Genomic DNA, 26,021 nt, shown 5'->3' with positions numbered 1-26,021 from the left:
TTAATTAAAGGTAAGAAGATCTTCCGAAACACGAAAAAGAGTCCTTTTTAAAATCCTTAGCTGAATTTACTGAGAAACAGGGTGTCAGAGTAACTAAATCATTAATTTATGGAGAAGCTCGTACTCAAATTACTTCAGACTTAGTCGAGAAATGGTCCTTTGATTTAATCATAATGGGAGCCACTGGAAAAGGAAGAATCGAAAAGATGTTGATTGGATCAACGACAGACTTTGTGATACGCCACGCCAAATGTGACGTTCTAGTTGTCCGTCAATAATGAATAAAAGAACGAGTATTTAATCCAGCTGAAATTCAGCTAGTTAAATACTCGTTTTATTTAGTTATGCTTGGGCAAGCGACAGACAGTTAATCAAGAAGTAATTGGAGCCATATAATATGATTAGCTTTAATCATTCTAATTCGAAATCTATCTAGCTATTTTCCTGTAAACCATAGTCAACTCTCCTGCGAAAGATCAACAAATTTGATACCCATATATTGCCTCTAGAATTTATTATAGTTTCTATTGATGTTATTGAATTTGTTACACTTGCTGTTGATAAAAAATAAATATAATGTCTTAAAAGTGATGCTATAAATCGTACTAAGAAAACGCAGAAGAATTAAAGGTCAGAGTTACTAGTATCTACATAACCTTTAAATTTTTGTAGTCGTTATCAAGTTACCGTATCACGGAATATTATTAAGTTTCCCATAGTGTCGGCTTCGTGTCCCTTTTTAGTAATAAAAGAGTGACGAAAACTTTACCATACTGTCAACATCTTTAGTAATGGTGGAAACAACAATGAGGGTTGCTCATATTTAAGTATTGCATCCTTAAGCCAAAAGACATCTCATCAAAATGGACAATTTGACTTAAACCAACAGACTTAGGGTTTCTTTTAGATACAATGTCATCACCATATACAGAGTTGCGCCAACCAAAATAAGACCATTTACCAATTTCGGGATTTTCAAATCTGTCCAAAAAACTGAGGGTTTCAGTAAACCTTGTTTTATCCGCAAGAACAATCCTTCTGACCTTAGGGGATATTTCTTCTGAGTTATTAACGTTAATCATACCCACCTTATACAGGCTTTACATTAACCAGACTAATTCACAAGCATTTTAATGAGAGTGGAACCTTTTTTCACAAGACGTCAGCGCTCCATACCTGTTTTCAGGTAGTTTATAACGATATTATTTATCACACAGACCCACTAAGACAGTAAGCGGACGAGGTTGACAGGTACATATAGAGTATATGTACAATATACATTGTGATTATTGTGCAGTTATGCAACGGTTTGACAAAAACAAACAGGATTATGCTATATTTGACGGGTAATTACAATCTTATATATATACATTTAAAAGGGGGAATCATGTTTGACACACATAACAAGGCGAGAGTACCATAGAGACCTTAAGGTACATAAGGTAATGCGTAAAGTAAAAAGAATCTGGGTATCGGTATCTCTAATCGGCAGCGTAGGTCTAATTTCTACACCAGCACAAGCATCAGCAGAAACAAGTGAGTCAGCAGTTAAGTATGTATTAACATCGGATGCATCTACAAAGTTTGAAGGTAAGGCAGAATTAGCTGGTTTAGAGTTAATTAAAGCAGAGACATTAAACGCATTAGATGGCGTAACTACTAATTGGGAACAAAACACATTGGAGCAAGTAAAAGCAGAAATCGCACGTCAACAAGATTTAGGCTTAGAAGCATATGTATTCCAATGGGGAGACACATTAGGTGTAATCTCAGAGGCAGTAAATAAAGACGTACAAGAGTTGGCGGATGCAAATGGGATTGACAATAAGAACTTTGTATTGACAGGCGATATCTTGATCAATGTTATCGAGGTAAATTTCAGTGTAAAACAAGGCCAAGTACAATCATCTGAGCAAGCCACACCGGTAGCAACAGTTGAGACGGTTAAACCAGCAACACCAGTAAAACCTGTTGAATCAGAAAATCCAGACGAGTCAGACACACCAGACGAATCAGACAACCCAGAAGAATCAGAGAATCCAGACGAGTCAGACACACCAGGTGAATCAGAGAATCCAGACGAGTCAGACACACCAGGTGAATCAGAGAATCCAGACGATTCAGACACACCAGATGAATCGGAGAATCCAGACGAATCGGAGAATCCAGACGAATCAGACACCCCAGATGAATCAGACACCCCAGACGAGTCAGAAACACCAGATGAGTCAGACACCCCAGACGAGTCAGACACGTCAAATGAATCAGAAACACCGGGTGAAGTAAATCCTGAGGACCCAGATAAGGAAGTAGACCCTGGAGAGCAAGAAACAATTAAAGTCACTTATGAAAATGTCACACTGAATGAAAGTATGTCCTTCGAAACAATTACACGAGAGAATGCAGACCTTGAAATTGGTGAAAGCATTGTCGTACAAGTAGGAAAACAAGGAGTCAAGACTAAAGTCTATGAAGTAACCTATCACAATGGAAAAGAAATTTCTCGTAAATTGGTTAAGGAAGAAGTTACCTCGGATCCTGTTAATCAGATAATTGAAAATGGAACAAAAGAAGCTGTTGTTGAATATGTAACAGTAAGTTTTAATACCTCTTTTCAATTTTCTGAAGAGATGATTGAATCCATTAAAGTAAAAAAAGGGGATACATTAATTTTACCAACTATGAGTGAAACTCAGGGAGCCGTTTTTGTAGGTTGGGCTGATAAAGATAAAATTGACATGAAGTATTATGGTGAGAAAGGCACGCATTATGATAGTAATACACCAATTACAGAAGATATAACTTTATACCCTCAATGGTTAAATAAATATAAAGTCAGCTATCTTTTAATGACCCCAGAAGACCAAAGGAATGGATATTACGGTGAAGATTATATGGAATATATTAATTCTTTCGCTACTGAACCTATTATTTTGTTGGAGGGCCAAACATTTCAAGGTGAATTTCCTCTAATGCCAAAAGTTGAAGGCTTTGAATTATGGGGTTGGCATGCACTAATTGATAGAGTCAGTTCTCATATTACTGATAATTCTCTTGTAGAAAATGTGGGATATCAAGAACAAAGACTACATCCTAATTGGGTTAAGGATGCAGAACCTTTACCACCTGCTGGAAAAGATGAAGTTTACTTATTCCTCGATTATGGTTACAGTGAATTTAATAATCAAGTGCCCAAAGCACCCGTTGTGTATGTAGCTGAGCGAGGGGAGACTATTGACTTGCCTGATTATTATAGAGAAGGATATAAATTTTACGGCTGGGCAACAGATTTTATGGATAAAGACTACGCTTCAAATCAAATTACCGTTGAATCGAATACCACACTTTACCCCGCTTTGGGCAAGTACATGAATATTATTTTTGACTTAGGGGAAGAAAAATTGTTGACTATTCCGGACCATATAGATGGCGATTTTTTAGAATTCCCTACTCCAGAAAGAGAAGGCCATCGTTTCGATGGATGGTATAATAGTGATGGTGTTCAATTTGGAAATGGCAACATAGTAAATGACTATGATTACACCGGATCATACACCTTTTATGCAAGATGGAAAGAAACCAACAATACAATGCAAACCTTAAACTTAGATACTGAAGAAGTTTCATTAATATCAGATTTAAATGATGATGATAGTACTTTAGACTCTTTTGTGGAACAAGCAGACTTTATATTAGAAACTGATCTGAAAACAGAGGAATCTACTGACATAATTGAGGAAAATAACGATACTAAATCATCAGACCAGGTAGAAGAAGCGTTTGAATCAGATAGCGCAGAATCTACTCCAGAAGTGAGTGATACTGTATCTGAAGTTATTCCTATAGAAGCTATTGCAGTACTAGAAACTACATCAACAATTGAAGGTTCTGTCACTGTCACAGATGACAGCGTTAAGTAAAGTACTACCTTAAACTAGGTCTAAGCCATGTGCTTTCCTAGTTTTTTTATTCTATTCATAAAAATGTTTTTAGGAAGTTGGCGTTCTGAATCTATTAGTGGTTCTTAAAAATAAAAAAACGGTTTTGTAATTTATATACAACTCGTTATCCTTTATTGACAGCTGATTTTCGATTTTTAATCTCATAAGTGAACTAACTGAACTCAATTGGATATCGTTTAGTTTCATTTTTAAGGTGCCGTCAAACTGTTAAGAGAAATTTAGTTATGGCAGAAAACTTTAGCAGAACTTTACAACTTGGGTGGCTGTCATCATTTAACGATACAGTAAGCACTGTAATTCATCGTTCGCCATATCATAATAATGAATCAATATTGGATTCCTGTTAACTTCTTTGTCCTCTAAACCATTTTGCATGAGGAAATGGTCTAGCCACGATTGTGGAGAGGGCAAGACTTTATCAATAAACGGGGAGGAAAAACTTTGCAAAGCTAAAGTTGATTTAAACTTAGTTTTCGGGTGTTATTTATCGATAAATTTGACAAGATGTTGTGAATTAGGGTTCGGTTGAATTATACTTAGAATGAAAGGTTGTTTGCGCTTACAAAAGAAAGGCGGTAGTCAACATGTCAAAAGTAAAAAACATTATGTTACCGGTAGATGGGTCACAACAGTCAATTGATGCGTTTAAACGAGGCATTGAATATGCTTCTGAGGTGAATAGCAGTGTTTATCTCGTACAAGTTCTCAAAGAGGGACATGAGAACCTTCCGAAACCTGAGAGGGAGTCATTCTTAAAATCCTTAAGTGAGTATGCGGAGAATCATGGTGTAACCGTCAATAAATTATTAGTGTATGGAGAGGCTCGAAGCCAAATTGCGACAATTTTAGTCGATGAATGGTCGATTGATTTAATCATTATGGGAGCAACTGGCAAAGGAAGAGTTGGAAGAATGGTGATTGGATCAACGACAGACTATGTAATCCGGCATGCTCGGTGTGATGTCTTGATTGTTCGTTAAGATAAGTGAGAAGAGTCAATATGATGCGGGTGTTTAATTTTGCTGATAAACAGCAGATTAAACACCTGCTTTATCTCGTAATTTCTGGAGAACAGATAACATTAATCACCGACAGGATGACAAATGTAACTAGTAAGTTTAACTGGATTAATTTATAGTTTAAGTATAAAACAATTGGAGGTCATCGATGGAAGCTTTTATCTGGTTAGTCTTAATCATTCTACTGGCAAGTGCATTTATACTGGTAATTACTCGTAAAATTAGACCTTGGTGGAAGAAAAATTTGAGCTTGTTGCTTGTATTGCTAGGCATCGGCTTCGTTAGTTTTCAACTTCTCTTTCCATTTCATGAACCTTTAAAAACATCTGGCCAACTGACTGTTATAACTGAAACCTTATACTTCAAACACGAAACAGCATTTCCAGACTATGCAACAAATGAAAGTCAAAGGGAAATTCCAGTAAAATTATGGTTGCCTTCACAGTCTGAAAACGAGCAATATCCACTGATTATATTCTCTCATGGTTCCTTTGGTGTTGCAGAATCAAACGAATCATTGTTTTTAGAATTAGCTTCTCACGGCTATGCGATTGCAAGCTTAGATCATCCTTATCATTCGTTTGCGAGTACTTTATCAGATGGTCAAACAATTTTAGTAGATTCTAGTTTTTTTCAAAGTGTCATTAACTCACAAGGATCAGAGGATTTACAAGGAACTTTAGAACGTTTTGTCGACTGGCAAGAGATTCGGGTGGAAGATATAAATTTTGTGTTGGATAGTATTCTTCAAGACGAGATCAATCAAACGTATTTAGAAAGAATTAATCCGCAAGCGATTCTATTAGCTGGACATTCATTAGGTGGCTCGGCTGCTTTGGAAGTTGGTCGGGAAAGAGCAGATGAACTGATTGGCGTCATTTCATTAGAGGCACCGTTCTTTGGTGATATTCAAGGGATTGAGGGCGATGAGTATCTTTTTGTAACGGAGGAATACCCATTACCAGTCCTACATTTTTATTCGGATGCGCTCTGGGGTAGGCTCGATGAGATTACAACTTATGAGATGAATCAGCGCCTAATTAACAGTCAATCAGCCAAATTCGTGAATGTTCACATCGCTGGAAGTGGTCATATTGGCTTAACCGATTTATCGCTGGTGACTCCTACGGTGACAAACTTATTAGATGGTGGGCTAAATACGAAGCCAGCCTATGAAAAATTGGCTGAAATTAATCAGGCTAGTTTGAACTTTTTAGAGAATTTAGAATACTAAGTGACTAAGCTGTTACATCAACAAGAATTCCTTACGGAAAAAATCGACAGAATCGATATACCCCTACAAGCCACCGGAACCGTTAGTCATTATAAAGCATAAAAGCTCCCCGCTGCCACAAGATAATTTGCGCAGAGGGGAGCTTTGTATATTAATTTTCAGGTAACTCAGCTAACCATTGGTCAACTTTATCACGATTTTGGTCAAGCCAGTTTTGAGCAGCTTGTCTTTCCGTCACACCATTTTCCATTTCTAATGTGACGCTTTCCATATCTTCAACTGTCCAGAAGAAGTTATCAAGAATTTGGTAAGCTTCTGGCATATCTTCTTTGAGACCATGGCGCACAAGTGTATGAATTTGTTCTGATTCACCGTAAACATTTAACGGATCCTCTAAGAATTTCAAGTCATAACGCTGGAACTTCCAATGAGGTGTCCAACCAGTCAACACAATGTCTTCTTCATTGTTTAAAGCATCTTTTAATAATGCTAACATAGCACCAGTAGAAGGGGACTCTAACGTCCAATCGCTTAAATTGTCATACTCTTGCATAACCAGTTCCGTTTGTATCATAATCCCGGCACCTGGCTCAATTCCAACAATATTCTTAGCGGCTTCTTGATCCAATTCATCAATTGAATCAATGTCCATGTAACTAGGAACTACTAATCCGCTTCTGGCTCCATCTAAGTTAGGGCCAAGATCGACGACTTGATCCTCGTAACTAGAAAAAATTGAGCCATGGGTCGTTGGTAACCAAGCAGCAGTTAACGCATCTGACTCACCTGAAGCAACCGATTCAAACATAATCGCATTGTCGACAGAAACCAATCGCACATTATAACCTGCTTCTTCTAAAACCAAAGCAATCACGTTAGTTGATGCTACTTCAGTATCCCAAGGATTATGAACGAGTTGAATAGTTTCACCTTGTTGTTTACTTGTAAATTCTGTTTGAGTCAGACTATAGGCTAATTCGCTAACCATCAACAGAACTAACAATAAGCCAAGGATTTTACTTATAGATAATTTTTTCATGTGATTTAATCCTTTCTGCTTATTGAGCGTTTTTTCTGTTAATACTTTGCAAGATACGGTCAATTAATATTGCCATCACCACTAAAGCAAAGCCTGACACGAAACCTGAACCAACATGGCCACGTTGTAAGGCAGTTAAAACATCGGTTCCTAAACCAGGCGCACCAATCATTGAGGCTGTAACAACCATCGATAGGGCAAGCAGAACCGTTTGGTTAGCACCAGCCATAATCGTTGATTTAGCATTTGGCAATTCCACCTTCACTAATTTTTGCCAACCTGTACTACCGAAAGATTCAGCAGCTTCAACAAGTTCTTCAGGCACTTGACGGATACCTAAATTCGTAAATCTGACAATTGGTGGTAAAGCGAAAATCACAGACGCAAATACACCAGGTACGACACCAGTTCCAAAGAATGACACAGCCGGTATTAAATAAACAAAGGCTGGCATTGTTTGCATAAAGTCTAAAGCAGGCTGTAAAATACGCTCTAAAAACTTACTCTTAGCCATCACAATACCTAGGGGTACACCAATAATGATGGAAATTAAACTTGCCGCAATGATTAAAGTTAAGGTGTTTAACATATTTGTCCAGAGGTTTTGGTTATGGATATACCATAAACCAATACCAGCAAAAACAGCTAAACCAAACTTCTTACCAGTCACCCAGTAAGCAATAAACATAACGATCACTATAAATACAAGCGGGGGAATGAATAACAGCACTTGAGTCGTACCTTCCATCAAGCTTGTCCCAAACTCTTTAATACTATCAAAAATAAAACTCAAGTGAACCGTTAACCATTCAATTAACTGCGTCATCCACTGTGAGACAGGTAAGTGGGGGAAAAAATCTAATAAACTACTCATCGGTCGCCGACTCCTTTCTGTCTTGTGTATCATTGAGATCATAATCCGTCGTCATCGCACCGATAACATTACTTCTGACAATGACACCTTCGATTTTTCCGTCTTTATCTGTGACGGCAACCGGTGTTTCTGAATCATGAATGACATCAAAAAGATGGTCGATTAACACGCCAGAAGCAACTTCAGGGACATCACTTTGAATCGCACTAGAAATCGTCGTATGATCCAATTTCAATAACTTCTCAACTTCCTCATGTGTGACATAACCAACTAATTGCTGCTTATCATCAACGACAAGAATATTATTCATCCCTTCATCTTCCATCATTTTTAAAGCAACCGCAGGCGTATCCATCTCTTTAGAAACGGCCGTTGGTTCTTCCATAATATGTTCGGCTGTATAAACTTTCGTACGATCAATGTCCTCGACAAAACGCGTCACATACTCATTGGCGGGATTAGACAAAATCTCTTGCCCCGTACCAATTTGAACAACCTCGCCATCTTTCATAATTGCAATCCGATTACCCAATCTCAAGGACTCGTTCAAATCATGCGTAATGAAAATAATCGTTTTATTCATTGTTTTCTGCATCTCAAGCAATTCATCCTGCATATCGCGACGAATTAAAGGATCTAAGGCAGAGAAAGCCTCATCCATTAACAGAATATCAGGATCATTTGCGAGCGCTCTAGCTAGCCCGACACGCTGTTGCATCCCACCAGATAATTGATCCGGAAACTGATCTTTATAAGCAAGTAAACCAGCATTCTCCAAAGCCTTCTCAGCTTTGTTGCGGCGAACTTTCGCATCCACACCCTGAACTTCAAGACCATACTCTGTATTCTCGAGAATCGTACGATGGGGGAAAAGACCGAAGTTTTGGAAAACCATACTAATTTTCTTACGACGCACATTACGTAAATTCTTCTTATTCATAGTAGAGATATTCGTCTCATCAATAAAAATGTTACCACTCGTCGGTTCAATCAAACGATTTAACATTCTCACCAACGTGGACTTACCACTACCCGACAAGCCCATGATAACAAAGATTTCACCTTCTTGAACATCAAAAGACGCCTGATTGACACCAATTGTCGCACCCGTAGCATTCAAAATTTCTTCTTTACTTTGCCCTTGATTCATCAAATTCAAAGCTTCTTTATCTTGTTTACCAAATATTTTCGTTAAATTTTCGACTCTTAATTTAGTCACAATTTGCCTCGTTTCTTGTAATTAATTTGTAATATTGACTGTTTTGTAGCTTAACATAGATAGAAAGCCCTGTAAAACAAGGATTCACAAATTTCACAAGCTTTAGTACATGTTGCCGTTTACAATTGCTAAGCTCATATAATTCTAAGAATATGGTAATGATTAGATGAGAAACTCTCATAAGGCGATAAGGGTGATAGTCACTTAAATCATACACACGAAGGATTAGATGAAAAAATCGCAACTATCTCTTAAATGAAACAAGCAAGCCTCTGATTCCCCAAATAAAAAAACTAGCCAAAAGACTGGCTAGTTTTTTGCATCTATATAGCAAAGAAAATTAAACGTGATAATCGACAATTTCAACCCCAGCATGACGGCCAATATCTTTAAATACTTCACCCGTCTGTTTATTTTCAAGACGGATAGCTAAGACGCCACTTATACCTTCTTTGATAGTCTTCTGCATAATGCCTTTAACAGGAGCAATTAATTCTGCACGATCTGTTACCTCAGCCACAATTTCTAAGGATGCCTTCCGGTTTTCCAGTCGTAAACGGACTTGGTTGGAAGAAACCTCTTCTATAGAACAGCAACTTAAATTGTAAGTCGCAAAACGATATTCGATTCCATGATGAACCAGATTACAAATAAAGCCTTCAAATTCAGTGAAATGAAAGGGGATATGAGCAATCGAGAAAAATATGCTGGTCGACGACTCTTCAAAGTGATTACTTTGAAGCCAGATATAACGTTTAGGAAATGAAGTCCCCCAATCCTTTTCGATATATCCTTTGCCATCCAAAAATTGAATCGTTTTTTGGTTGATTGTTAATTGACCTTCCAGAGTGTGATCCATACTGATGACACCGTGATAGCATTCCATTTTAGGAGTGTAAGCAAAGATTCCCATAATATTGGGCATAAGAAGAGAACTTTCAATGGGTAAGAAAGAACCTAAGTTAAGTTGACCATTAATTTCAATGTGTTCATCTTTTAAATCAACAGCGATGTTATCTTCTCTAAACACAGAGTTACCAATCTGAACTTCAAAAGGATTATTTTCAAAATTAAATGAAGCTAAGGGATAACGAATATAGCCGGTTAAGGTTGAGGTTTGGCCAGTATCATCGGCTTGTACTAGTATATATTGAATAAAACTGTGCTCATCCGACTTGTTTAAACTGATGCCTGGAATAAAGCTCAAGCTTGTTTTTTGGTCTTGAGAGACTTGTTTGTAATACCAACCTTCAAAATAATTGGATTTCTTTAAATCCCCTTGAAAGAGTAGGGGATTTCTTAAGTTAGTTGGCATCTCACCACTCCTAATAAATATAATTGATATATTCATAACATAAGCATTAACGAGAGAATAACAATACACTTAGCCACAAAACTAAGCCCCCCAAAAAATATCACCCAATTTTAGAATTCGCTAATAGACTTTCAAAGATGGAGGATACCTTTTTAATTTGGAAGATGGCACCATCGGGTACATCAAATCTGATTACAATCACATGTCCGTCAGTTTCATTAGCTAATTAAATTTTCCAAAACGTTCAAGAATCACTCTAATCGATATCCCATTGGGATGATAATTGGACCATTGAGTGCTGTAAAGTGGCTCAAAGATTTCAAACTGCTTCACAAAACTCAGTTTCCACCTGAATTAGAACTAAGCAAAGTGTGCGCTTTCAATATAAATTATATAGTTGATATTATGATAGTCAAAATAATGTTTTGATACTTAAACGGTTCATATATTATTATAGGCCCTATCGATATTAGACATAAATAGTAAATTTAAGCAATAATTATCTTTAAAATGTCCGATTTTAACAGTAATCTTCCTCTTATTCTGATATAATGATTCAGCGAAGAAAAAGAAAGCAGGAAATTATGAAAAATATATCATTTGAATCATTCGGAATTAGTTCCGACATCACAAAAGCATTAACGAGCTTACGTTATTTTAACCCAACAGCGGTCCAAGAAGCGGTCATACCTTTGGCGCTAGATAATCAGGACATTATCGTGGAATCTCAAACAGGGAGCGGGAAGACCGTTGCATTTGGTATCCCATTATGTGAACAAGCAGTATGGGAAGAAAATCGACCACAAGCCTTAATTTTAGTGCCTACACGTGAATTAGCCTTACAGATTAAGTCTGAAATCATGAACGTGGGTCGATTAAAACGAATTAAAGTAACGGCAGTTTATGGTAAATCTCCCTTTAAAACTCAAAAATCTGAATTAAAACAGAAAAGTCATATCGTGGTTGGTACGCCTGGCCGAATTTTAGATCATTTAAAAGAAGGAACATTAGTCGTAGATAAAGTTCAAAGCTTAGTCCTAGATGAAGCAGATGAGATGCTTAATATGGGCTTCATTGATCAAGTGGAAGATATTATCAGTTACTTACCAAAAGAACGTCAAACAATGTTATTTTCAGCGACTATGCCAGCTGAAGTCGAACGCTTAGCAACTTTTTATATGAAAGCAGACCGTCAGGCAGTTAAAATGGCTCCAACAGAAGCTAACACACCTAAAATTAATCATTCTTACATTAAAGTACGTGAAGCAAATAAGGAGCAATTATTGTTAGATTTATTAACAATAGAAAATCCGGATGCTTGTATCATTTTCTGTAATACAAAGGATGTTGTCGATTCGGTGGATGCCTTCTTATATAAAGCTAGCCTACCGATTGATAAGTTACATGGTGGCATGGATCAAGATGACCGTTTAGCCGTGATGGATGAGTTTCGTTCAGGAAAATTACGTTACTTGATAGCGACAGATGTTGCAGCTCGTGGAATTGATATTGAAAATGTCACGCATGTTATAAATTACGACGTACCGTTTGAAAAAGAGAGTTTTACTCACCGTACAGGCCGAACAGGACGTGCCGGTAAGACAGGTATTGCTTTGACGATGATTAATGATTACGATCAAAGACGTTGGGAAGAAATTAGCGATTACGCTTTTGAGGGTGATCAGCAAGCGACAGAAATTTATGCACCTAATGAACGTACTGTGACTCGTGCGAAAGAAGCTTTTGAAAAGAAAATTCAAACGCGTATTGTGCGGAAAAATAATCGTGCGAAAGAACTAGATAAAGATATTACCAAAGTTTACTTTAACGGTGGTAAGAAGAAAAAATTACGTGCCGTTGACTTCGTAGGAACACTCACTAGTATTAAAGATGTTTCAGCTGACGACATCGGAATCATCACGATTCAAGAAAATGTCACCTATATTGAAATATTAAATGGAAAAGGACCTTATGTCGTTTTTGAAATGCAGAATCGTACAGTTAAAGGTAAAAAACTTAAAGTCCATAAAGCTAAAGATTAATAAACTACTCCTTCAAAACGTAAGTCAATGTAACAGAATATTAAACAATTAGTATCAACCAGCAGACTAAAAAACACTAGATATTCATTCGTTTGAGTGATAATATTTAGTGTTTTTTGTCGTCATAAGTTAGGTGCATAACGATAGACAGGAAATGCTTAACATCAATGCTAAGAAGGACATGTTAATTCATTACCGTTAATCCACCTTTATAGAAAAATCAAAACAAGAAAATACTTAGTTTAAGATTCTTATAGATTAAAGTTAATTATTATTTAAACTTGCGCGCTCTTAAGATAAATCGATGCATTATGTTTTTCAAGTGATTTAATGATTATTAAACTGTGAGTAAGTAAGGTAATTGAATTTTTAGAAAATCAGGAGGAGAGATATATTATGAAGAAGTCATTACGTCAAATGGTTTTAGTTGGTTTGAGTACGACCTTATTAGCAAGTGTAGCTGTCGCGCCTGTTGTGTGGGCTCAAGATGATACGTCGGAGTCGAGTGAGCAAGTGGAGGATCCAAGCGAAGAATTACCGGAAGAGTCAACAGAAGAAAGTTCTGAAACGTCGACGGAAGAATCGTCGGAGGAGAATACAGATGAAAGCTCTGAGGAAAGTACAGAGGAAAGATCTGAAGAGTCAGTCGAAGAAACGACTGAGTCGACAACTGAAGATACCTCAACAGAAGTAAGCGAAGAAGTAGCTGAAATAGAAGCGAGTCTTGTTCAACAAGGTGTGGAAGAAGCACTCAATATTTTCCAACAGGAATATCCTGATGCAGAAATTGAAGAGATTGATGTAGAGTTGGACAGAGATGATGATGATGCTGATGAAGATGAAGAGACAACAGAAACAGAAGATGTCTATCAAATAACGATTAATGGATTTGATGCCGAAGATAATAGTTTCGAATTAGAAATTGAGTGGGTCAACGGCGACATCCGCGAACAAGCTTTTAATGAAGGGCTATTTAATACAGACGCTTCTGACTCAACAGATACAACTGCTACTGATACTGAAACCAGTGTAGAAGAAGGTACTTCTGAATCAATGTCCGAGGAATCGGTTGAAGGAGATACTTTAGTCGACGAAGAAACCGACGATACTAATGAGACGCAAGAAAGACGTGGACTTGATTTAGAAGTATTAATTTCTCTAGATGAAGCGGTTGAAATTGCAACGGCAGAGTTTGGAGTAGGCGAGATTACACAATGGAACTTAACGGTGGACGATCCTGATTGGTATGAGTTCTGGGAAGATGGTTATGAAAATCCAATCTGGACCATCGATATTGAAAATAATACTGAAGAAGATCAAGAGGATAGTGAAATCCGTATCGACGCAGTCACTGGTGATATTATCAATTTAGAAGATATTGATACACCTGAAAGTATTGAAAATTCATCTGATACTGAATCAACCAGCGAAGAGTCATCCGAATAAGTCGAACCTTTATTTTTCAGAATATTAAACTAGAAATATTGCACCGTAGAACAAGGTTTGTCTTCATATGTTGTAGCAGTCAATTACAAATAATATAGGTTTCAAGGAGTGCGTGTCATTAAAGATGATGCGCACTTTTCTTTTCTTTTAAAGGATATTCCATTTTGGCCGAATACACCTAGTGGTATCAAAACAATCAAAACGGAAAACTTGAATATCTACTGGTTGCTATAAGACTATGTTTGTAAGAAAAAAATAGAAGAAGCAAAGGTTTACTAGAGATAATAGGTTATAGCTCCCTTTTTCTCATTAATCAAATTTACAAGCGCTAGCAAGTTATAGTAAACTTAGCTTTAGTAAAATTTAGATAATGCGAGAAAGTGAGTGTAACCATGCGGATTGACGAAGTGCTAGCTCAACATCAAATGGGTTCTAAAAAGGATATTAAACGCTTATTTCAACGGCGATTAGTAAAAATTAACGATAGAATAATTATTAATGGCAGTTTTAATGTCGAGAGTCAAATACATACGCTCACAGTTAAAGAAAGAGAAATACCCATTCCGTCGCATCGTTACTATTTAATGAATAAACCGGCAGGGGTTGTGACTGCTAGAAAAGACCGTGATTGCCAGACAGTTATCGATTTATTAAGACCAGAGGATCTAAACGACAAATTGTATCCAGTTGGTCGCTTAGATCGAGATACTGAGGGCTTATTGTTGATTACTGATAACGGACCATTAGGCTATCAGCTACTGATACCTAATAAAAAAGTTTCGAAAACTTACGAGGCGATTATTAACGAAGATGTTACCCATGAGGATGTGCTAGCTTTTAGAAAAGGAATTGTCTTCATTGGCGGTGTAAAATGTCTGCCAGCTAAACTAAAGGTTTTATCTACCAATCAAGGAACTAGCAAGGTTCAGCTTACGATTCAAGAAGGAAAATTTCATCAAGTGAAAAAAATGTTCTTGGCACAAGGTAAAAAAGTAATCTATTTAAAACGAATTGAAATGGGACCCTTAAAACTAGAAAGCAGTCTCCAACTAGGCGAGTATAGAGACTTAACATTGAACGAGTTACTCTCTTTGGCTCCATATTTTAGGTATAAATCGACTAATAGCTAAAAATCCTCTTATTTTAATTATAGAAAATCTACTTTCCATTTAATGCGTAAAGTAGATGAGTTTCATGAACCCAGTAATTAACTACATTTTGTTAAAAACGGTGCTTTTTCAGCAGCCTCCAATAGGTTTAGTGAGACTTTTTGAGGGGTGAAACTGTAAAAGACCCGAATATGCTAAAATTTTTTCAAAATCTAAAGTGTTGACTATATCAATGTTTTCATGTTGAGGTTTAAATGTTAAGATGGTCGTTGAATAGCATCAATAAAAATTTACGAATAAACTAAAGGTTTGTTTTATAAATATTTAATTTAATTCTGTACTATTACAATTATTCAACTGTAAAGGGGGATGCTGTGAAAAAACGTCGAGCTTGAGCTTAAGTCCAAAATACATTTGTGAATATAATAGCAATCGAATGATTAAACTTCTCTATATTCCGATATAACTAAATTGAAATCGTGAAGGAACGATTTACAATTTGTTGAGTATGAAATAAGAGTTTCTTGTATTATATTATTCCCACCTTAATTGATATTTATTATTAGTAATTAACTACTATAATTAGGAGGATTGGTATGAAAAAATATATTCTTTTACTAAATTTGTTTTTATTTTCTTTTGTAGGTTTCAACAGTACTGCCAGCGCTGAAGAGATTTTTCCATATCAAGGATTTTTTGAAAATGCTGATAGTTCATTAGCTGTAAAAACAATTGAATTTAATGAGTCATCTATTAAAATATTAATGAACCTTGATGCAGAGGACGTTGTGAAGACGAGCCAGTTTAACGTAGATATGAGGAATTTCGAGGAGAAAGCTATTTCTGAAAAAATAAATCCGACTAATCCTGCAGTTGACTATTTAAAGCATTTTAACATTGATTATGCTGCTATCTACAAAGAAGTCGCTGATCAGATAACGCCTGAGATGAACCAAGAGATGATTAATCAACTCGTTAGCGATTATTTACCAGAAATTGAATTTGAAGAAATCGATTTTCCTGAGGAATATATTATTAAAAATCCTCATTACCAAAAGAATTCGGATGGAAAATGGGTAATTAAATTATGGGGTAAAACAGTTTTTATTATTAGTGAAATAGATGAACAGTCGTTTTTGGAAGAAGTATACGATTATACATTTAGCGAAAGTAATTGAGTAGCTTACTAATCTAAAAAAATACTTTATGTCATAGTGATATGCTCCCAATAAAGTAGAAAGAGAAACCAAAAAACTCTGATTGCTTTATTAGGGGCTATTTCTATGTATAAAAGAGGAAGTAAACATTCGTTAGAAGAACGAGACCAAGCTGTTCGACAAGTCATTGACCAGAATCAAAGTATACAGTGGGTGGCGAAGAACTATGAGACGAGTAGAACAACTCTGAAGACCTGGGTAAGAAAATATAAAGTAGAAGGTTTCGATGGCTTGAAGGAATCCAGAATGTGGAAGCGTTATCCTACTGAGCTAAAGTTAGAGGCGGTTCAAGATGGACCATCTAGTTTTGCTGGGTGCAGTCAACGTTATGGTATTTCCGACGAATCTGTTTTAAGGCTGTAGCTAAACCAGTATACTAATGGTAAGGCACTCAAATCCACTCGTAAAGGAAGATCCTCGATGACTAAAGGACGCAAAACAACGCAACGATAACGCATCGAGATCACACAACATTGCCTGGCAGAAGAGAAAGATTACTAAAAAGATGGCCGACTTGTGAATATTGTTATTTATGCTAAATTAGAAACAACAATTATTGCTAGTTAAGTTTCGTATAGACCGAGAAACGCAATTTACAGGATAGAGAAAAAGATTGATCCATTTCCTTTCGTTAATTTTAGGGCACCAAACCATGACGTTCTCGCATGGATATATCCCCATCGAGTAATATTTTAAAGGAGTTATGAACAATTCGGTCTAAGATATTGTCCGCATGCCCATTTGTCGATTTGTACTTGACGGTTACATTATTACTATTTATTAAATAATAATTAAAAAGCTCGAGACAAAGTTAGGTAAATTCTAGCTTTGTCTGGGGTGTGTTTTGCAAGTCAGTTATACATAAGATTGCAACGGAAAATACAGACTATTGCTACAAACAGAAGCTAGTGTGACCTATCGGACAATTTTTAGAAGAAAAAGCTTACAAAGGTTCTTAAAAACAGACCTAAAACAAGTCCTCCTAAAAATATTAGCAAGTTTCTATAAGTGATAATAAATTTTTTAAACATAAAACATATCCTTTCTGTAATGTCATATTTTATCGACCTTCTATTGTGATTTTATATACCTTTTCAACTCGTGTCAATAAAATTACATTTCTAACAGACACACAAAGTTTTTTAATAAATTCACGTAAATTTTGAATTCCTATTTTATTCTTTTGCGTATTATTTTGTAATTTAAAAGGTGCCTCATTATTATTAGTAAAGGAGAACTAGACAACTATATGATGTATGAAAGGGCAAAGTAAAACTGTCGGCTTTCTCACATTTTTATATACTCATTTTATGACCAAAGTGGAGGAAACTCAGATGGAGTTAACAAGAGACAGTATAAAACAAGTGCGTAAAAAAGACAGAAAAATATTGTATATGAGAAAAAAATGATTTTAAATGTTACTAAAGAGTTAGCTAAAAATATGACTTCTCATCTGAAAATAAGCAATCTAGAACAGATGCTGAGGAGAAAAACGGATATATTAGACAAACGAAAACAATTTAACTATCGGATGAATTAAAATCTTGCATAGATACCTATATCAAGTGAAGTTGTCTGAATGTTGTTGAGTCTTTTTAGTTAACTGTGTAATTATTGTATAATAATTACAAAATAAAACGTCGCGTGAAAACAAGCATGCGAATAAATTCATTTGTTTTAGAATTTCTCCTTAAACAAATGAATTTATGCAGGTGACAAGCAAAAGTAAAAAAATATTCATTTAATATATTCCCCTCCCTCTACCAGTAGAATCTGTGTAGGGGGAGGGGAATGTTATTAAAAACCAAAGCCTCCAAATTGAAAAGTAGTAACTCATGACGATTCATAAATTGTAATAAGTTAAAGTCACTTGGTTTTATGGAAAAGTTGTTTGATTTCATGCTGTTTCTTTAAGAACACAATAATACAAATAATCAGGCATGAAGACACCAACAGTACATAGATCCCCGTTACAAACGAAATGTTTAAATTATCATTTTCTACTGCAAGTTGATGAGTAATCACTCGTGTTGCATTGAAATAGGTAGTCGATAATAAATGCAACAGCTTACCTAACGGAGCTGCATTGCCAGTTAAAAGAATAGGCCCAATAATCATAAATGCCGAAATGAACAAGCTTGTCATCTGATTTTTAACAAGTAAGGAAACTAGATAGACGGTTGAGACTAAAAACAAGATGCCAAAGCTTTGTAATATGGCTACTTTACCAATAATTGTGCTAAAGGTATAGTTTCTAAATACGAGTCTGTAAATAGATTAATAGGGTAGAGGAGAGAGCCACTGCCATTCATTAACGTAGAAACTATACCAAAGCAAGCATAGAAACAAACTAATTAAAAAAATCAAAATAGTTTTCTTCAATTGCCATTTAACTTGCTTCACAGGAAACATATCTTCAAAACCCATGCGCTCTACCAGGTTTACACCAAATATATTGCTGAGTAGCGCAATTAAACAAATCGTAAAGATCGCTGGAAAGAGTATATCCATCATTCTGTAAGTGAAGGTAAAGCCTTTAATTTCAATCCCTGAAAATTCACGCAGATAAAATTTCATAGGAAGCCTTACGATTGTACATAGCTCTTACATAAGATTCGTTAGGAGTTGTCATACCGTTCTCTATACTAGCTAATACATTCTTTTCGAGTAAACTAGGTTGGATCTCTAAAGAATCAGACCAATTGCCTTGCTTAGCGTACTCAATAGCTCCCTTACTTAACGCTGTGTTGTTTTCCAAAGATGAAGTTGCGAATGACATACTTTTAAAATCTTCAGATAGCCAACATGCAAATCATTCATAATTTGAACTTCTTTACCAATCGAATTGATATAACTGGTGTTTTCACTAGCACTAGTATTCATAATGGCAAAAAATCCAATGATAATAATTGGCAAGACTATGGGGAAAAAGTTCAGCTTATTTTTAAAACTTAGTTTCATTAAATAAGTGACATAACTCATAGGTGTCCCTCCATCGAAAGCTTAATAATTTTCTGTTCATGAATCGCGTAAATTTTGTCACAAATTTCGAAAAAATCTTCACTGGTGAGAAAAATATGTGCTTAGTTCTTGTAAGCTACTTTTTTGTCATGTATACACTTTTTCTATATTCCATCATAAAGCAGTAAAATTCTTATGACGTGCTCATATAATGCATTTAAGCGTAAAAATCATGACAAACTATATGAGATGAGTAATTAGTTAATAATCGGCCAAGTAAATGTCTTCTATTATTATATTCGTCACACCATCTAATTAAAGAAGGCTCGGTATACTATAAATTCCATTAGATTCTTGCTATAATAAGGGTGACATAAACAAGAGGAGGGAAGTCGGATGGAATCAACGAAAAACATCATTAAACAAGTTCGCAAAAAAAGACAAACAAACGTAGTGTATGAGAAAAAAATGATTTTAGAAGTTACTAAAGAGTTAGCTAAAAAATATGACTTCTCATCTGAAAATAAGCGACCCAGAACAGATGCTGAGAAAAAAACATTGGATATTTTAGACAAATGAACACTATAAAAGACTATACTAATTTATTAGATAAAGTAAAATCCCTTCACAGATTGGAAAGAGCAATCGAAGTTGTAGGGATAATTTTTAATTTCTATCAACAAAAATGCAACGAAAAATTGAATTATACAGATGAGTATTTCGTAGTTGTTGGCGGTTTGAGTTTAGAATTTTGGACAGATAGTGATTATATGACAAAAGATATTGATATCATTATTACTGAAAATCAAATAATGAATGAAGTACTGGGATTATTAAAGTTTGTAAAAGTAGATGCGCGCCATTGGTATCATGAAGAACTTGATCTAGCAATTGAGTTTCTAACAGGTCCTTATGCTGGAAACTATGAATCTGTCAAAAAATTTGAAACAGAGCTTGGCTTTACTTTTAGAGTAAACTCTGTAGAGGAGATTTTTATTGATCGAGTCAGAAGTATTTTGTATTTTAATACGGATGATGTTCCGTGGTTGATTCAATTAGCCATAAACTTTGAAATGGATATAGATTATTTAGTTAGTGCGTGTGAGACTTCAAAAGAAAAGGAATTTAGCGCTGACTTTTTCAATAAGTTACAGAACATGCAGCAAGAAGATCTTCAGTCAAAAATAAATACTTATCGTGAATTGTATGTATCGATTTAAGCGGATGATTCCTCAATTGACTCACAGAGTAATGAACATAGTGATTATTATCCGATACCACTAAGCAATGTGACCATATCGATACCGAATAACATTCATGATGAAGATAAAAAGGTTAAATTAGTAGGTAGTTTAATGGATGATGAATTTGAATTTCAAACAACAACAAAGAACTATTATGAAAGTAAGGATTCGGACACTGGCTTTTACAGAGAAAATATTTATGCTATCAATCATAATTTAGTGACGATCGAAGACTTTGAAAGATACTTAGGCATGTTCAGTTAAAAAGAGAGAAGAGAGCGAATTAAGTTATGAACTTTCGTAAACTTAATTCGCTAATTTAATTTACAAATTTGGGTTTACATAATATATATTATATTATTTTGAATTGAAAGAGTCTATGAATTGATATATGTGATAAAAATGCTTTACTGCCTGATTGTTGGTCTTTGCAGACGTTAATAGACCTTTTAGTATCCATAACTTGATGGTCATTAATAATTCCTTCTGGTTGGTTTCCTCAGACATCGGCTCTAAGAAAGCTTCTGTATATCCTTGTAAGTATCTTTGTTCGTCATTCTTTATAAAGGAACTGTAAATCGCAGCTAAATCCAAATATTTTGGACTAACTCTTGCTTCATCAAAATCAATAAAGCTTATTGAACCATTCGGTCTTTGTAGCATGTTCCAGGAGCCTAGATCACCGTGTATCTATGTATCTCGCTTTGAATCAAGCTCTAAGAGCGTCTCTAGGTCTTTAGAAACGTGTTTGTAAAGATTAAGATGAGTGTTTAATAAATAAAGGCTGGATTCCGTCCATAGTTTACTTAATGTAAATCGATTATTGGGTTCGAATTCCGATGAGAAACTTGCTAGCTTGTTTCTTAATAGATTATAATCGCTTAATACATCCTCTAACTGAATCGTTGAGTCTTTATGTGTAATAAATGACTGAACACTATAGTATGTGTCATTCATTAACAAATACGGTGTATTATTTTTGCTTAACAAAAATTCGCTCGTTAAATTAGGATATGTTTGTTAAATATGTAAACTGATATTGTAAGCGAAATTTGCCGACTCTTTTATTGGTAGCGTTTTCATAATGTAGGCTTCATTTTCTGTTTCTATTTTCCACGTTTTTGTAGATTTTCCTTGTGTTAAAAATTTAATACGTCTGATTACACCTATTTCATAATTACTTGAAATTGCTGTTAATTCTAAAGGCATTACTAGTCTCCTTATTTATCCTTTTGATTATCATTTCTTTTATAGAATTTATTTTGTGTATATAAAGTATAAGCGATGACGGCTACTACGATAAGTCCAATGATAATTCTTGTCATTTTCATTCCACCTTTTTAACTTAATTGTATATCAATTCTAATACACTCTACCTAGTATGTCATCAAATTACCATTGTCCCCTTCTCCTAAGGCTAGAATGGTTCTTTAAATTGTTAAGTGTATGAAGCTCTGTTGTAGCTTTTATAAAGGTTATTTATGATTTATACTGAGATAAAATCATGGTTAAAGCATCGGCCATTTTTATTTGAACTATTTAAAGGCTCTTGCTGCAGTGAAACATTAAGTAGTAACCTATCAATAATGACAAGGTAAACAGTAAGTTGACCCGTAAAAGGAAGGATTGTTTGAAATGCCACGACCAACAAATAAAATAGATCTTATGGAGTTATCAGAGCTGAAATTTTCAGAGCTAATTAACACGTTAGAAAACATGTCAACGTATGAACTAAACACACCATTTATGTTCCCAGAGGACTTTCTGGATAAACAAAAAGCCAATCATTGGAAACGTGATAAAAATGTAAGAGATGTTATTGTTCATTTGTACGAATGGCATCAATTGCTGATAAAATGGGCTAAAAACCAAAAATCGGGGATAAATAAAGCGTTTCTACCCGAACCATATAATTGGAGAAACTATTCAGGATTAAATGAAAAAATCTGGGAGAATCATCAACAGACCACCCTAAATGAAAGTATTCATGCTTTTAAAGAGAGTCATTCTCAGCTTATGGGGTTAGTTGAACCTTTCTCTGATGAGGAATTGTTTACTAAGGGGTATTTAACTTGGACTGGAAATTCAACCTTAGCAAGTTATTGGATTTCAGCTACCTCTAGTCATTATGACTGGGCGATTAAAAAAAATAAACGTCATAAGAGAGAGTTAAATTCATCTAAAACGAAAAACTAATCACCCTTTTCCACATAGTTTATTAGCTTTCTGTCGCTGCTCTATAGAAAGCGTGTTTATATAACTTAAGAAATGAAGTACATTACAATAAAATAGTCAAATTGATTAATCGTCTAGTTTTAAGCTTTTTAAAAGCAAATAAATAACACCAAGCACCGAGTCATTTGACCAGACGCTTGATGTTATTATTTTGATCGGTTAGTAAAGCTCTTTAATAACGTCGAATTGATCCTTTACTGCATCAATTTGTGCTTTATTACCAATCACAACAGTTGCTGGATTAGTTAATAAAGTGTCAAAGGCTGCATGCATTGACTTTAAATCCTCTAATGTCGTTGCTAATATTTCTTCTTTCAGACGTATAATATCTGCTTCGCAGTAGCTTGTTTGTAACATTGTAAAGGACTTCAACCCACGGTGGTAAGCAGAAAGTGGTTGATCTAAATTACTCATTGTACCAATAATTGCTTTAAATAGTTCAGCCTCATCAACTGACATTTCCGCAATATAGGCTGGCAAACCTTGGTAAGTTTCGATTGTCTTCATGATGTTTGGATCACGATAAGACACAAAGGCTAAACCACCTGAACGTGTCATCTGCATAATCGCCCCATAAGCACCGCCTTTAACACGAATGTTATTCCATAAATAATCGAAACGTAACATTGTCGTTAAAACATTTGCTGGACCCGAATACGGTAAAGCATCTAATGCGTTAGCTGCTTGGGCAACATAGTTAACGTCTTGTGCCGTAATGAAGGCTTCTTTTTGCTTAAATCCGGTTGCTAGGACTGTTTTTTTAGCAAGCGTTTCACTTGGAACTTGTTTAAAGACTGTTTTAATGCGAGCTTTTACTTGTTCAACACGACTGGCATCCCCAACATAAAGGGCATGCATTCTTTGTTGATTCATCAACTGTTTAGCTAATGTCTCTAACGTTTTAGTTAACTGTGCGCCCTCCTTGTTTTTCAGCTGATCACGAGTTTTCAGTAAGTATTGGTATTGATCTAAACCAGATGTCTGTTCATTCAATTTACTTGCGATTTTCACTTGGCTCATCGCACGAGAAGCAGCCAGCGCATGTGAGCTGAAATCGATTTGACGATCGAAATCTGAAAGGTAGCTTTGTGTTAACTTCAAGATATCTTCGGTCGCGTTCCACTTCGTCTGACATAATACTTCTTGCATTAAGACCAATAAGGCATCTAATGATTCTTCAAGTGTTTTTCCACTAATTACCAAATATGGCTTTGTTTCTTTTGTTTTTGGATCATCGTAAACGACAACATTCGCATGAATCCCACCTGTATTAAGGTCGATTTGAGTTTGAAGTTCCGCTACAGAATAACGTTCTGTTGGTAAGCTGCCTAATAAATTACTTAAGAAACCGAGTGCTTCGTAATCAGCTTGTTTGAAATCAGAAATGTCAAAATACAGATTTAAGTAATCAATACCAGATGTAAATTCATCCGCATGGTTAAAGATAGTACCTTCAAATAGCTCTGATACGTTGATTTCCTTGACAGATGTCTCAGTCGTTAAATCCTCACGTGTTAAACGAGGAATTTTATCTAAATCTTCTGGTTTATCCGCTTGCTCTTGTTTTTGTATTAATGCTTGTGTATTGTCCACTAATGCTTGAACCTCTTCTGTACTAAGGCTTTCTTGGTAAGCCTTTAAGTCGGCTAAGGTTTTAGCTTCTTGGCGGTCGCTTTTACCAGGGTCTGCTTTAAGTGTCAATGCCACTCTATGTGGGTTATCCAATAATTTACGTTCAATTAACTCCTCGAAGTATCTTTCCTTTGCTAACACTTTTAATTGAGCTAAAGCATCAGAAAACTCAATCCGTTCGAATGGTGAATTACCATATAACCAGCTATTTAAAGCACCAATCGCATAAATAACACCACGAGGATTACTTTCAGAAATGGCCGCTTCTTTCAGATGGAAAAGGTGTTTATTCAGTGAGGCTTCCACTAATTCACCTGGGATTCCTTCTTTTACCAATTGACTTAAGACGTCTTTAACGATGCGTTTGAAATCGTCCATGCGATCACTTTGCGAGAATTTCGCCACAATTGAAAAGGCTTCAACATATCCAATTTGCGAGAAATCTGCGTCAATATCGCCCCCGATTTCAGCATCTAATAAGGCTTTCTTCAAAGGCGACTCATTATTATCGAAAAGAATATCCGTTAAAATGCTAAAGCCGAAATAATCTAATGTTTTATCGACAGTATTTGTATGCCAAGCTAGGGCTAAGTAATCTTTTTCTTTAGGATCGTCTCCATCCGCTAATGAATACGTCTCTTCAACATCTGTTACTTCTGGAATTTGACTCTCGAAAGCTAATTCTATCGCTTCATCTAATTGCCCCATCCCACTGAAATATTCTGCTAAATCTTCAAAAGCAGCGTTTTCGTCTAGGTCTCCGTATAAAATAGTCAATGAGTTAGATGGATGATAATAACGCTCGTGAAAAGCAATAAATTCATCTTGAGTTAAAGACGTAATATCTGGTGAATTACCACCTGAATCAAAGGCATAGGGCGTATTAGGATAGAGGTTACGTCTCATAAACATGGATAACTGACGATCAGGCGAGGCGTTTGCTCCCTTCATTTCGTTATAAACGACACCTTTATAAATTAAATCTTCTTCAGCTGATTCTAAATGATAATGCCAGCCCTCTTGCTCAAGAATTTGAGGGTTCTCTCGGAAGTTTGGTTGGAAAACCGCATCAAGATAAACTCCCATTAAGTTTTCAAAGTCTTGTTGATTTGTGGATGCGACTGGATAAATTGTTTTATCAGAAAAAGTCATTGCGTTGACGAAGGTGTTCAAAGAACCTTTAATTAGTTCAACAAATGGTTCTTTAGATGGATACTTCTTCGAACCATTTAAAACAGAATGTTCAAGAATATGTGCAATGCCGTTATCGCTATATGCCGGCGTTTTGAATGCAATGGTAAAGGCCTTATTTGGATCGTCATTGGCTAAACGTAATACTTTAGCCCCTGTTTCTTCATGCTCATAAATGCGACCTTCTGATTGAATATCGTGTAACTGTTTTGTTTCGAGCAATTTAAATGTCATGTAATTCTCCTTTTCTATCGGTTTCATTATATTTTAACCTATATGTTA

Annotated in this window: 20 protein-coding genes and 2 pseudogenes; 13 read left to right on the top strand and 9 right to left on the bottom strand. The window is 35.6% G+C overall.

Going from position 1 to position 26,021, the window contains the following annotated elements; all coding sequences use genetic code 11:
- Positions 1 to 59: 59 nt before the first annotated feature.
- Positions 60 to 278 (top strand): annotated as a pseudogene (locus ACTQ5J_RS02830) (universal stress protein); the annotation flags it as partial.
- Positions 279 to 785: 507 nt separating this feature from the next.
- Here ACTQ5J_RS02830 and ACTQ5J_RS02825 read toward each other — a convergent pair.
- The gene (locus ACTQ5J_RS02825; protein WP_441750490.1) at positions 786 to 1,082 is read right to left on the bottom strand and encodes a hypothetical protein; all 297 of its coding nucleotides are present in this window, start codon (positions 1,080 to 1,082) and stop codon (positions 786 to 788) included.
- A 309-nt stretch (positions 1,083 to 1,391) separates the two neighbouring features.
- On the opposite strand from ACTQ5J_RS02825, the gene ACTQ5J_RS02820 reads away from it, so the two are divergent.
- The 3 genes from ACTQ5J_RS02820 to ACTQ5J_RS02810 all read left to right on the top strand — a co-directional run bounded on the left by ACTQ5J_RS02820 (position 1,392) and on the right by ACTQ5J_RS02810 (position 6,215).
- On the top strand, positions 1,392 to 3,920 hold the full coding sequence (locus ACTQ5J_RS02820; RefSeq protein WP_441750489.1) for a G5 domain-containing protein: 2,529 nt from the start codon (positions 1,392 to 1,394) through the stop codon (positions 3,918 to 3,920).
- A gap of 626 nt (positions 3,921 to 4,546) precedes the next feature.
- A complete protein-coding gene (locus ACTQ5J_RS02815) occupies positions 4,547 to 4,942 on the top strand; it encodes a universal stress protein (RefSeq protein ID WP_441750488.1) in 396 nt (131 codons plus the stop codon).
- Positions 4,943 to 5,129: 187 nt separating this feature from the next.
- Positions 5,130 to 6,215: an alpha/beta hydrolase family protein gene (locus ACTQ5J_RS02810; protein WP_441750487.1), complete on the top strand. Its 1,086-nt coding sequence runs from the start codon at positions 5,130 to 5,132 to the stop codon at positions 6,213 to 6,215.
- 151 nt (positions 6,216 to 6,366) lie between these two features.
- Here ACTQ5J_RS02810 and ACTQ5J_RS02805 read toward each other — a convergent pair.
- The 3 genes and pseudogenes from ACTQ5J_RS02805 to ACTQ5J_RS02795 form a co-directional block, all read right to left on the bottom strand.
- Positions 6,367 to 8,128: pseudogene (locus ACTQ5J_RS02805) on the bottom strand (ABC transporter permease/substrate binding protein).
- Complete coding sequence (locus ACTQ5J_RS02800; protein WP_441750486.1) at positions 8,121 to 9,347, bottom strand: quaternary amine ABC transporter ATP-binding protein; 1,227 nt, start codon at positions 9,345 to 9,347, stop codon at positions 8,121 to 8,123. Before ACTQ5J_RS02800 ends, ACTQ5J_RS02805 begins: the two are co-directional and overlap by 8 nt.
- A gap of 340 nt (positions 9,348 to 9,687) precedes the next feature.
- Positions 9,688 to 10,662 (bottom strand): tocopherol cyclase family protein, encoded by a 975-nt coding sequence (locus ACTQ5J_RS02795; RefSeq protein ID WP_441750485.1) that lies wholly within the window; start codon positions 10,660 to 10,662, stop codon positions 9,688 to 9,690.
- Positions 10,663 to 11,246: 584 nt separating this feature from the next.
- Here ACTQ5J_RS02795 and ACTQ5J_RS02790 point away from each other — a divergent pair.
- The 5 genes from ACTQ5J_RS02790 (at position 11,247) to ACTQ5J_RS02770 (ending at position 16,839) form a co-directional block, all read left to right on the top strand.
- Positions 11,247 to 12,704: a DEAD/DEAH box helicase gene (locus ACTQ5J_RS02790; RefSeq protein WP_441750484.1), complete on the top strand. Its 1,458-nt coding sequence runs from the start codon at positions 11,247 to 11,249 to the stop codon at positions 12,702 to 12,704.
- A gap of 396 nt (positions 12,705 to 13,100) precedes the next feature.
- Positions 13,101 to 14,150, top strand: a complete 1,050-nt coding sequence (locus tag ACTQ5J_RS02785) for a PepSY domain-containing protein (protein WP_441750483.1) — start codon at positions 13,101 to 13,103, stop codon at positions 14,148 to 14,150.
- 392 nt (positions 14,151 to 14,542) lie between these two features.
- Entirely contained in the window at positions 14,543 to 15,280 is a 738-nt protein-coding gene (locus tag ACTQ5J_RS02780) for a 16S rRNA pseudouridine(516) synthase (RefSeq protein WP_441750482.1), read from the top strand.
- Between the two features lie 575 nt (positions 15,281 to 15,855).
- Positions 15,856 to 16,437 (top strand): hypothetical protein, encoded by a 582-nt coding sequence (locus ACTQ5J_RS02775; protein ID WP_441750481.1) that lies wholly within the window; start codon positions 15,856 to 15,858, stop codon positions 16,435 to 16,437.
- A gap of 105 nt (positions 16,438 to 16,542) precedes the next feature.
- A complete protein-coding gene (locus ACTQ5J_RS02770) occupies positions 16,543 to 16,839 on the top strand; it encodes a transposase (protein ID WP_441750480.1) in 297 nt (98 codons plus the stop codon).
- 1,914 nt (positions 16,840 to 18,753) lie between these two features.
- On the opposite strand, the gene ACTQ5J_RS02765 is transcribed toward ACTQ5J_RS02770, so the two are convergent.
- Both ACTQ5J_RS02765 and ACTQ5J_RS02760 read right to left on the bottom strand, forming a co-directional pair.
- Positions 18,754 to 19,053: a hypothetical protein gene (locus ACTQ5J_RS02765; RefSeq protein WP_441750479.1), complete on the bottom strand. Its 300-nt coding sequence runs from the start codon at positions 19,051 to 19,053 to the stop codon at positions 18,754 to 18,756.
- 159 nt (positions 19,054 to 19,212) lie between these two features.
- Positions 19,213 to 19,458, bottom strand: a complete 246-nt coding sequence (locus ACTQ5J_RS02760; RefSeq protein WP_441750478.1) for a hypothetical protein — start codon at positions 19,456 to 19,458, stop codon at positions 19,213 to 19,215.
- A 375-nt stretch (positions 19,459 to 19,833) separates the two neighbouring features.
- On the opposite strand from ACTQ5J_RS02760, the gene ACTQ5J_RS02755 reads away from it, so the two are divergent.
- The 3 genes from ACTQ5J_RS02755 to ACTQ5J_RS02745 all read left to right on the top strand — a co-directional run bounded on the left by ACTQ5J_RS02755 (position 19,834) and on the right by ACTQ5J_RS02745 (position 20,945).
- Complete coding sequence (locus ACTQ5J_RS02755) at positions 19,834 to 20,016, top strand: hypothetical protein (protein WP_441750477.1); 183 nt, start codon at positions 19,834 to 19,836, stop codon at positions 20,014 to 20,016.
- Positions 20,013 to 20,657, top strand: coding sequence for a hypothetical protein (locus tag ACTQ5J_RS02750; RefSeq protein WP_441750476.1), 645 nt, complete (start codon positions 20,013 to 20,015; stop codon positions 20,655 to 20,657). Before ACTQ5J_RS02755 ends, ACTQ5J_RS02750 begins: the two co-directional genes overlap by 4 nt.
- Positions 20,658 to 20,792: 135 nt before the next feature.
- Positions 20,793 to 20,945, top strand: coding sequence for a hypothetical protein (locus tag ACTQ5J_RS02745; RefSeq protein ID WP_441750475.1), 153 nt, complete (start codon positions 20,793 to 20,795; stop codon positions 20,943 to 20,945).
- Between the two features lie 93 nt (positions 20,946 to 21,038).
- Here ACTQ5J_RS02745 and ACTQ5J_RS02740 read toward each other — a convergent pair whose 3' ends face one another.
- Positions 21,039 to 21,371 carry a phosphotransferase gene (locus ACTQ5J_RS02740; RefSeq protein ID WP_441750778.1) on the bottom strand — a complete coding sequence of 111 codons (333 nt, stop codon included), beginning with the start codon at positions 21,369 to 21,371 and terminating at the stop codon, positions 21,039 to 21,041.
- Positions 21,372 to 21,701: 330 nt separating this feature from the next.
- Positions 21,702 to 21,890 (bottom strand): hypothetical protein, encoded by a 189-nt coding sequence (locus ACTQ5J_RS02735; RefSeq protein WP_441750474.1) that lies wholly within the window; start codon positions 21,888 to 21,890, stop codon positions 21,702 to 21,704.
- A gap of 426 nt (positions 21,891 to 22,316) precedes the next feature.
- Here ACTQ5J_RS02735 and ACTQ5J_RS02730 point away from each other — a divergent pair, with 426 nt between their 5' ends.
- A complete protein-coding gene (locus ACTQ5J_RS02730) occupies positions 22,317 to 22,877 on the top strand; it encodes a ClbS/DfsB family four-helix bundle protein (protein ID WP_441750473.1) in 561 nt (186 codons plus the stop codon).
- A gap of 198 nt (positions 22,878 to 23,075) precedes the next feature.
- On the opposite strand, the gene ACTQ5J_RS02725 is transcribed toward ACTQ5J_RS02730, so the two are convergent.
- Entirely contained in the window at positions 23,076 to 25,973 is a 2,898-nt protein-coding gene (locus tag ACTQ5J_RS02725; protein WP_441750472.1) for an insulinase family protein, read from the bottom strand.
- Positions 25,974 to 26,021 lie beyond the last annotated feature (48 nt).

The organism is Fundicoccus sp. Sow4_F4 (genome assembly GCF_052116145.1).
Taxonomy (GTDB): domain Bacteria; phylum Bacillota; class Bacilli; order Lactobacillales; family Aerococcaceae; genus Fundicoccus.
The sequence above is the reverse complement of the archived record's forward strand: the minus strand, read 5'-3'. Positions and strand labels throughout refer to the sequence as shown.

What these genes read in the sequence shown, in the direction of transcription:
- ACTQ5J_RS02825 (WP_441750490.1), bottom strand. Translation starts at nt 1,082, where the DNA reads ATGATTAACGTTAATAACTCAGAAGAAATATCCCCTAAGGTCAGAAGG.
- ACTQ5J_RS02815 (WP_441750488.1), top strand. Translation starts at nt 4,547, where the DNA reads ATGTCAAAAGTAAAAAACATTATGTTACCGGTAGATGGGTCACAACAG.
- ACTQ5J_RS02810 (WP_441750487.1), top strand. Translation starts at nt 5,130, where the DNA reads ATGGAAGCTTTTATCTGGTTAGTCTTAATCATTCTACTGGCAAGTGCA.
- ACTQ5J_RS02795 (WP_441750485.1), bottom strand. Translation starts at nt 10,662, where the DNA reads ATGCCAACTAACTTAAGAAATCCCCTACTCTTTCAAGGGGATTTAAAG.
- ACTQ5J_RS02790 (WP_441750484.1), top strand. Translation starts at nt 11,247, where the DNA reads ATGAAAAATATATCATTTGAATCATTCGGAATTAGTTCCGACATCACA.
- ACTQ5J_RS02785 (WP_441750483.1), top strand. Translation starts at nt 13,101, where the DNA reads ATGAAGAAGTCATTACGTCAAATGGTTTTAGTTGGTTTGAGTACGACC.
- ACTQ5J_RS02780 (WP_441750482.1), top strand. Translation starts at nt 14,543, where the DNA reads ATGCGGATTGACGAAGTGCTAGCTCAACATCAAATGGGTTCTAAAAAG.
- ACTQ5J_RS02775 (WP_441750481.1), top strand. Translation starts at nt 15,856, where the DNA reads ATGAAAAAATATATTCTTTTACTAAATTTGTTTTTATTTTCTTTTGTA.
- ACTQ5J_RS02770 (WP_441750480.1), top strand. Translation starts at nt 16,543, where the DNA reads ATGTATAAAAGAGGAAGTAAACATTCGTTAGAAGAACGAGACCAAGCT.
- ACTQ5J_RS02765 (WP_441750479.1), bottom strand. Translation starts at nt 19,053, where the DNA reads ATGAAATTTTATCTGCGTGAATTTTCAGGGATTGAAATTAAAGGCTTT.
- ACTQ5J_RS02760 (WP_441750478.1), bottom strand. Translation starts at nt 19,458, where the DNA reads ATGAGTTATGTCACTTATTTAATGAAACTAAGTTTTAAAAATAAGCTG.
- ACTQ5J_RS02755 (WP_441750477.1), top strand. Translation starts at nt 19,834, where the DNA reads ATGGAATCAACGAAAAACATCATTAAACAAGTTCGCAAAAAAAGACAA.
- ACTQ5J_RS02750 (WP_441750476.1), top strand. Translation starts at nt 20,013, where the DNA reads ATGAACACTATAAAAGACTATACTAATTTATTAGATAAAGTAAAATCC.
- ACTQ5J_RS02745 (WP_441750475.1), top strand. Translation starts at nt 20,793, where the DNA reads ATGGATGATGAATTTGAATTTCAAACAACAACAAAGAACTATTATGAA.
- ACTQ5J_RS02735 (WP_441750474.1), bottom strand. Translation starts at nt 21,890, where the DNA reads ATGCCTTTAGAATTAACAGCAATTTCAAGTAATTATGAAATAGGTGTA.
- ACTQ5J_RS02730 (WP_441750473.1), top strand. Translation starts at nt 22,317, where the DNA reads ATGCCACGACCAACAAATAAAATAGATCTTATGGAGTTATCAGAGCTG.
- ACTQ5J_RS02725 (WP_441750472.1), bottom strand. Translation starts at nt 25,973, where the DNA reads ATGACATTTAAATTGCTCGAAACAAAACAGTTACACGATATTCAATCA.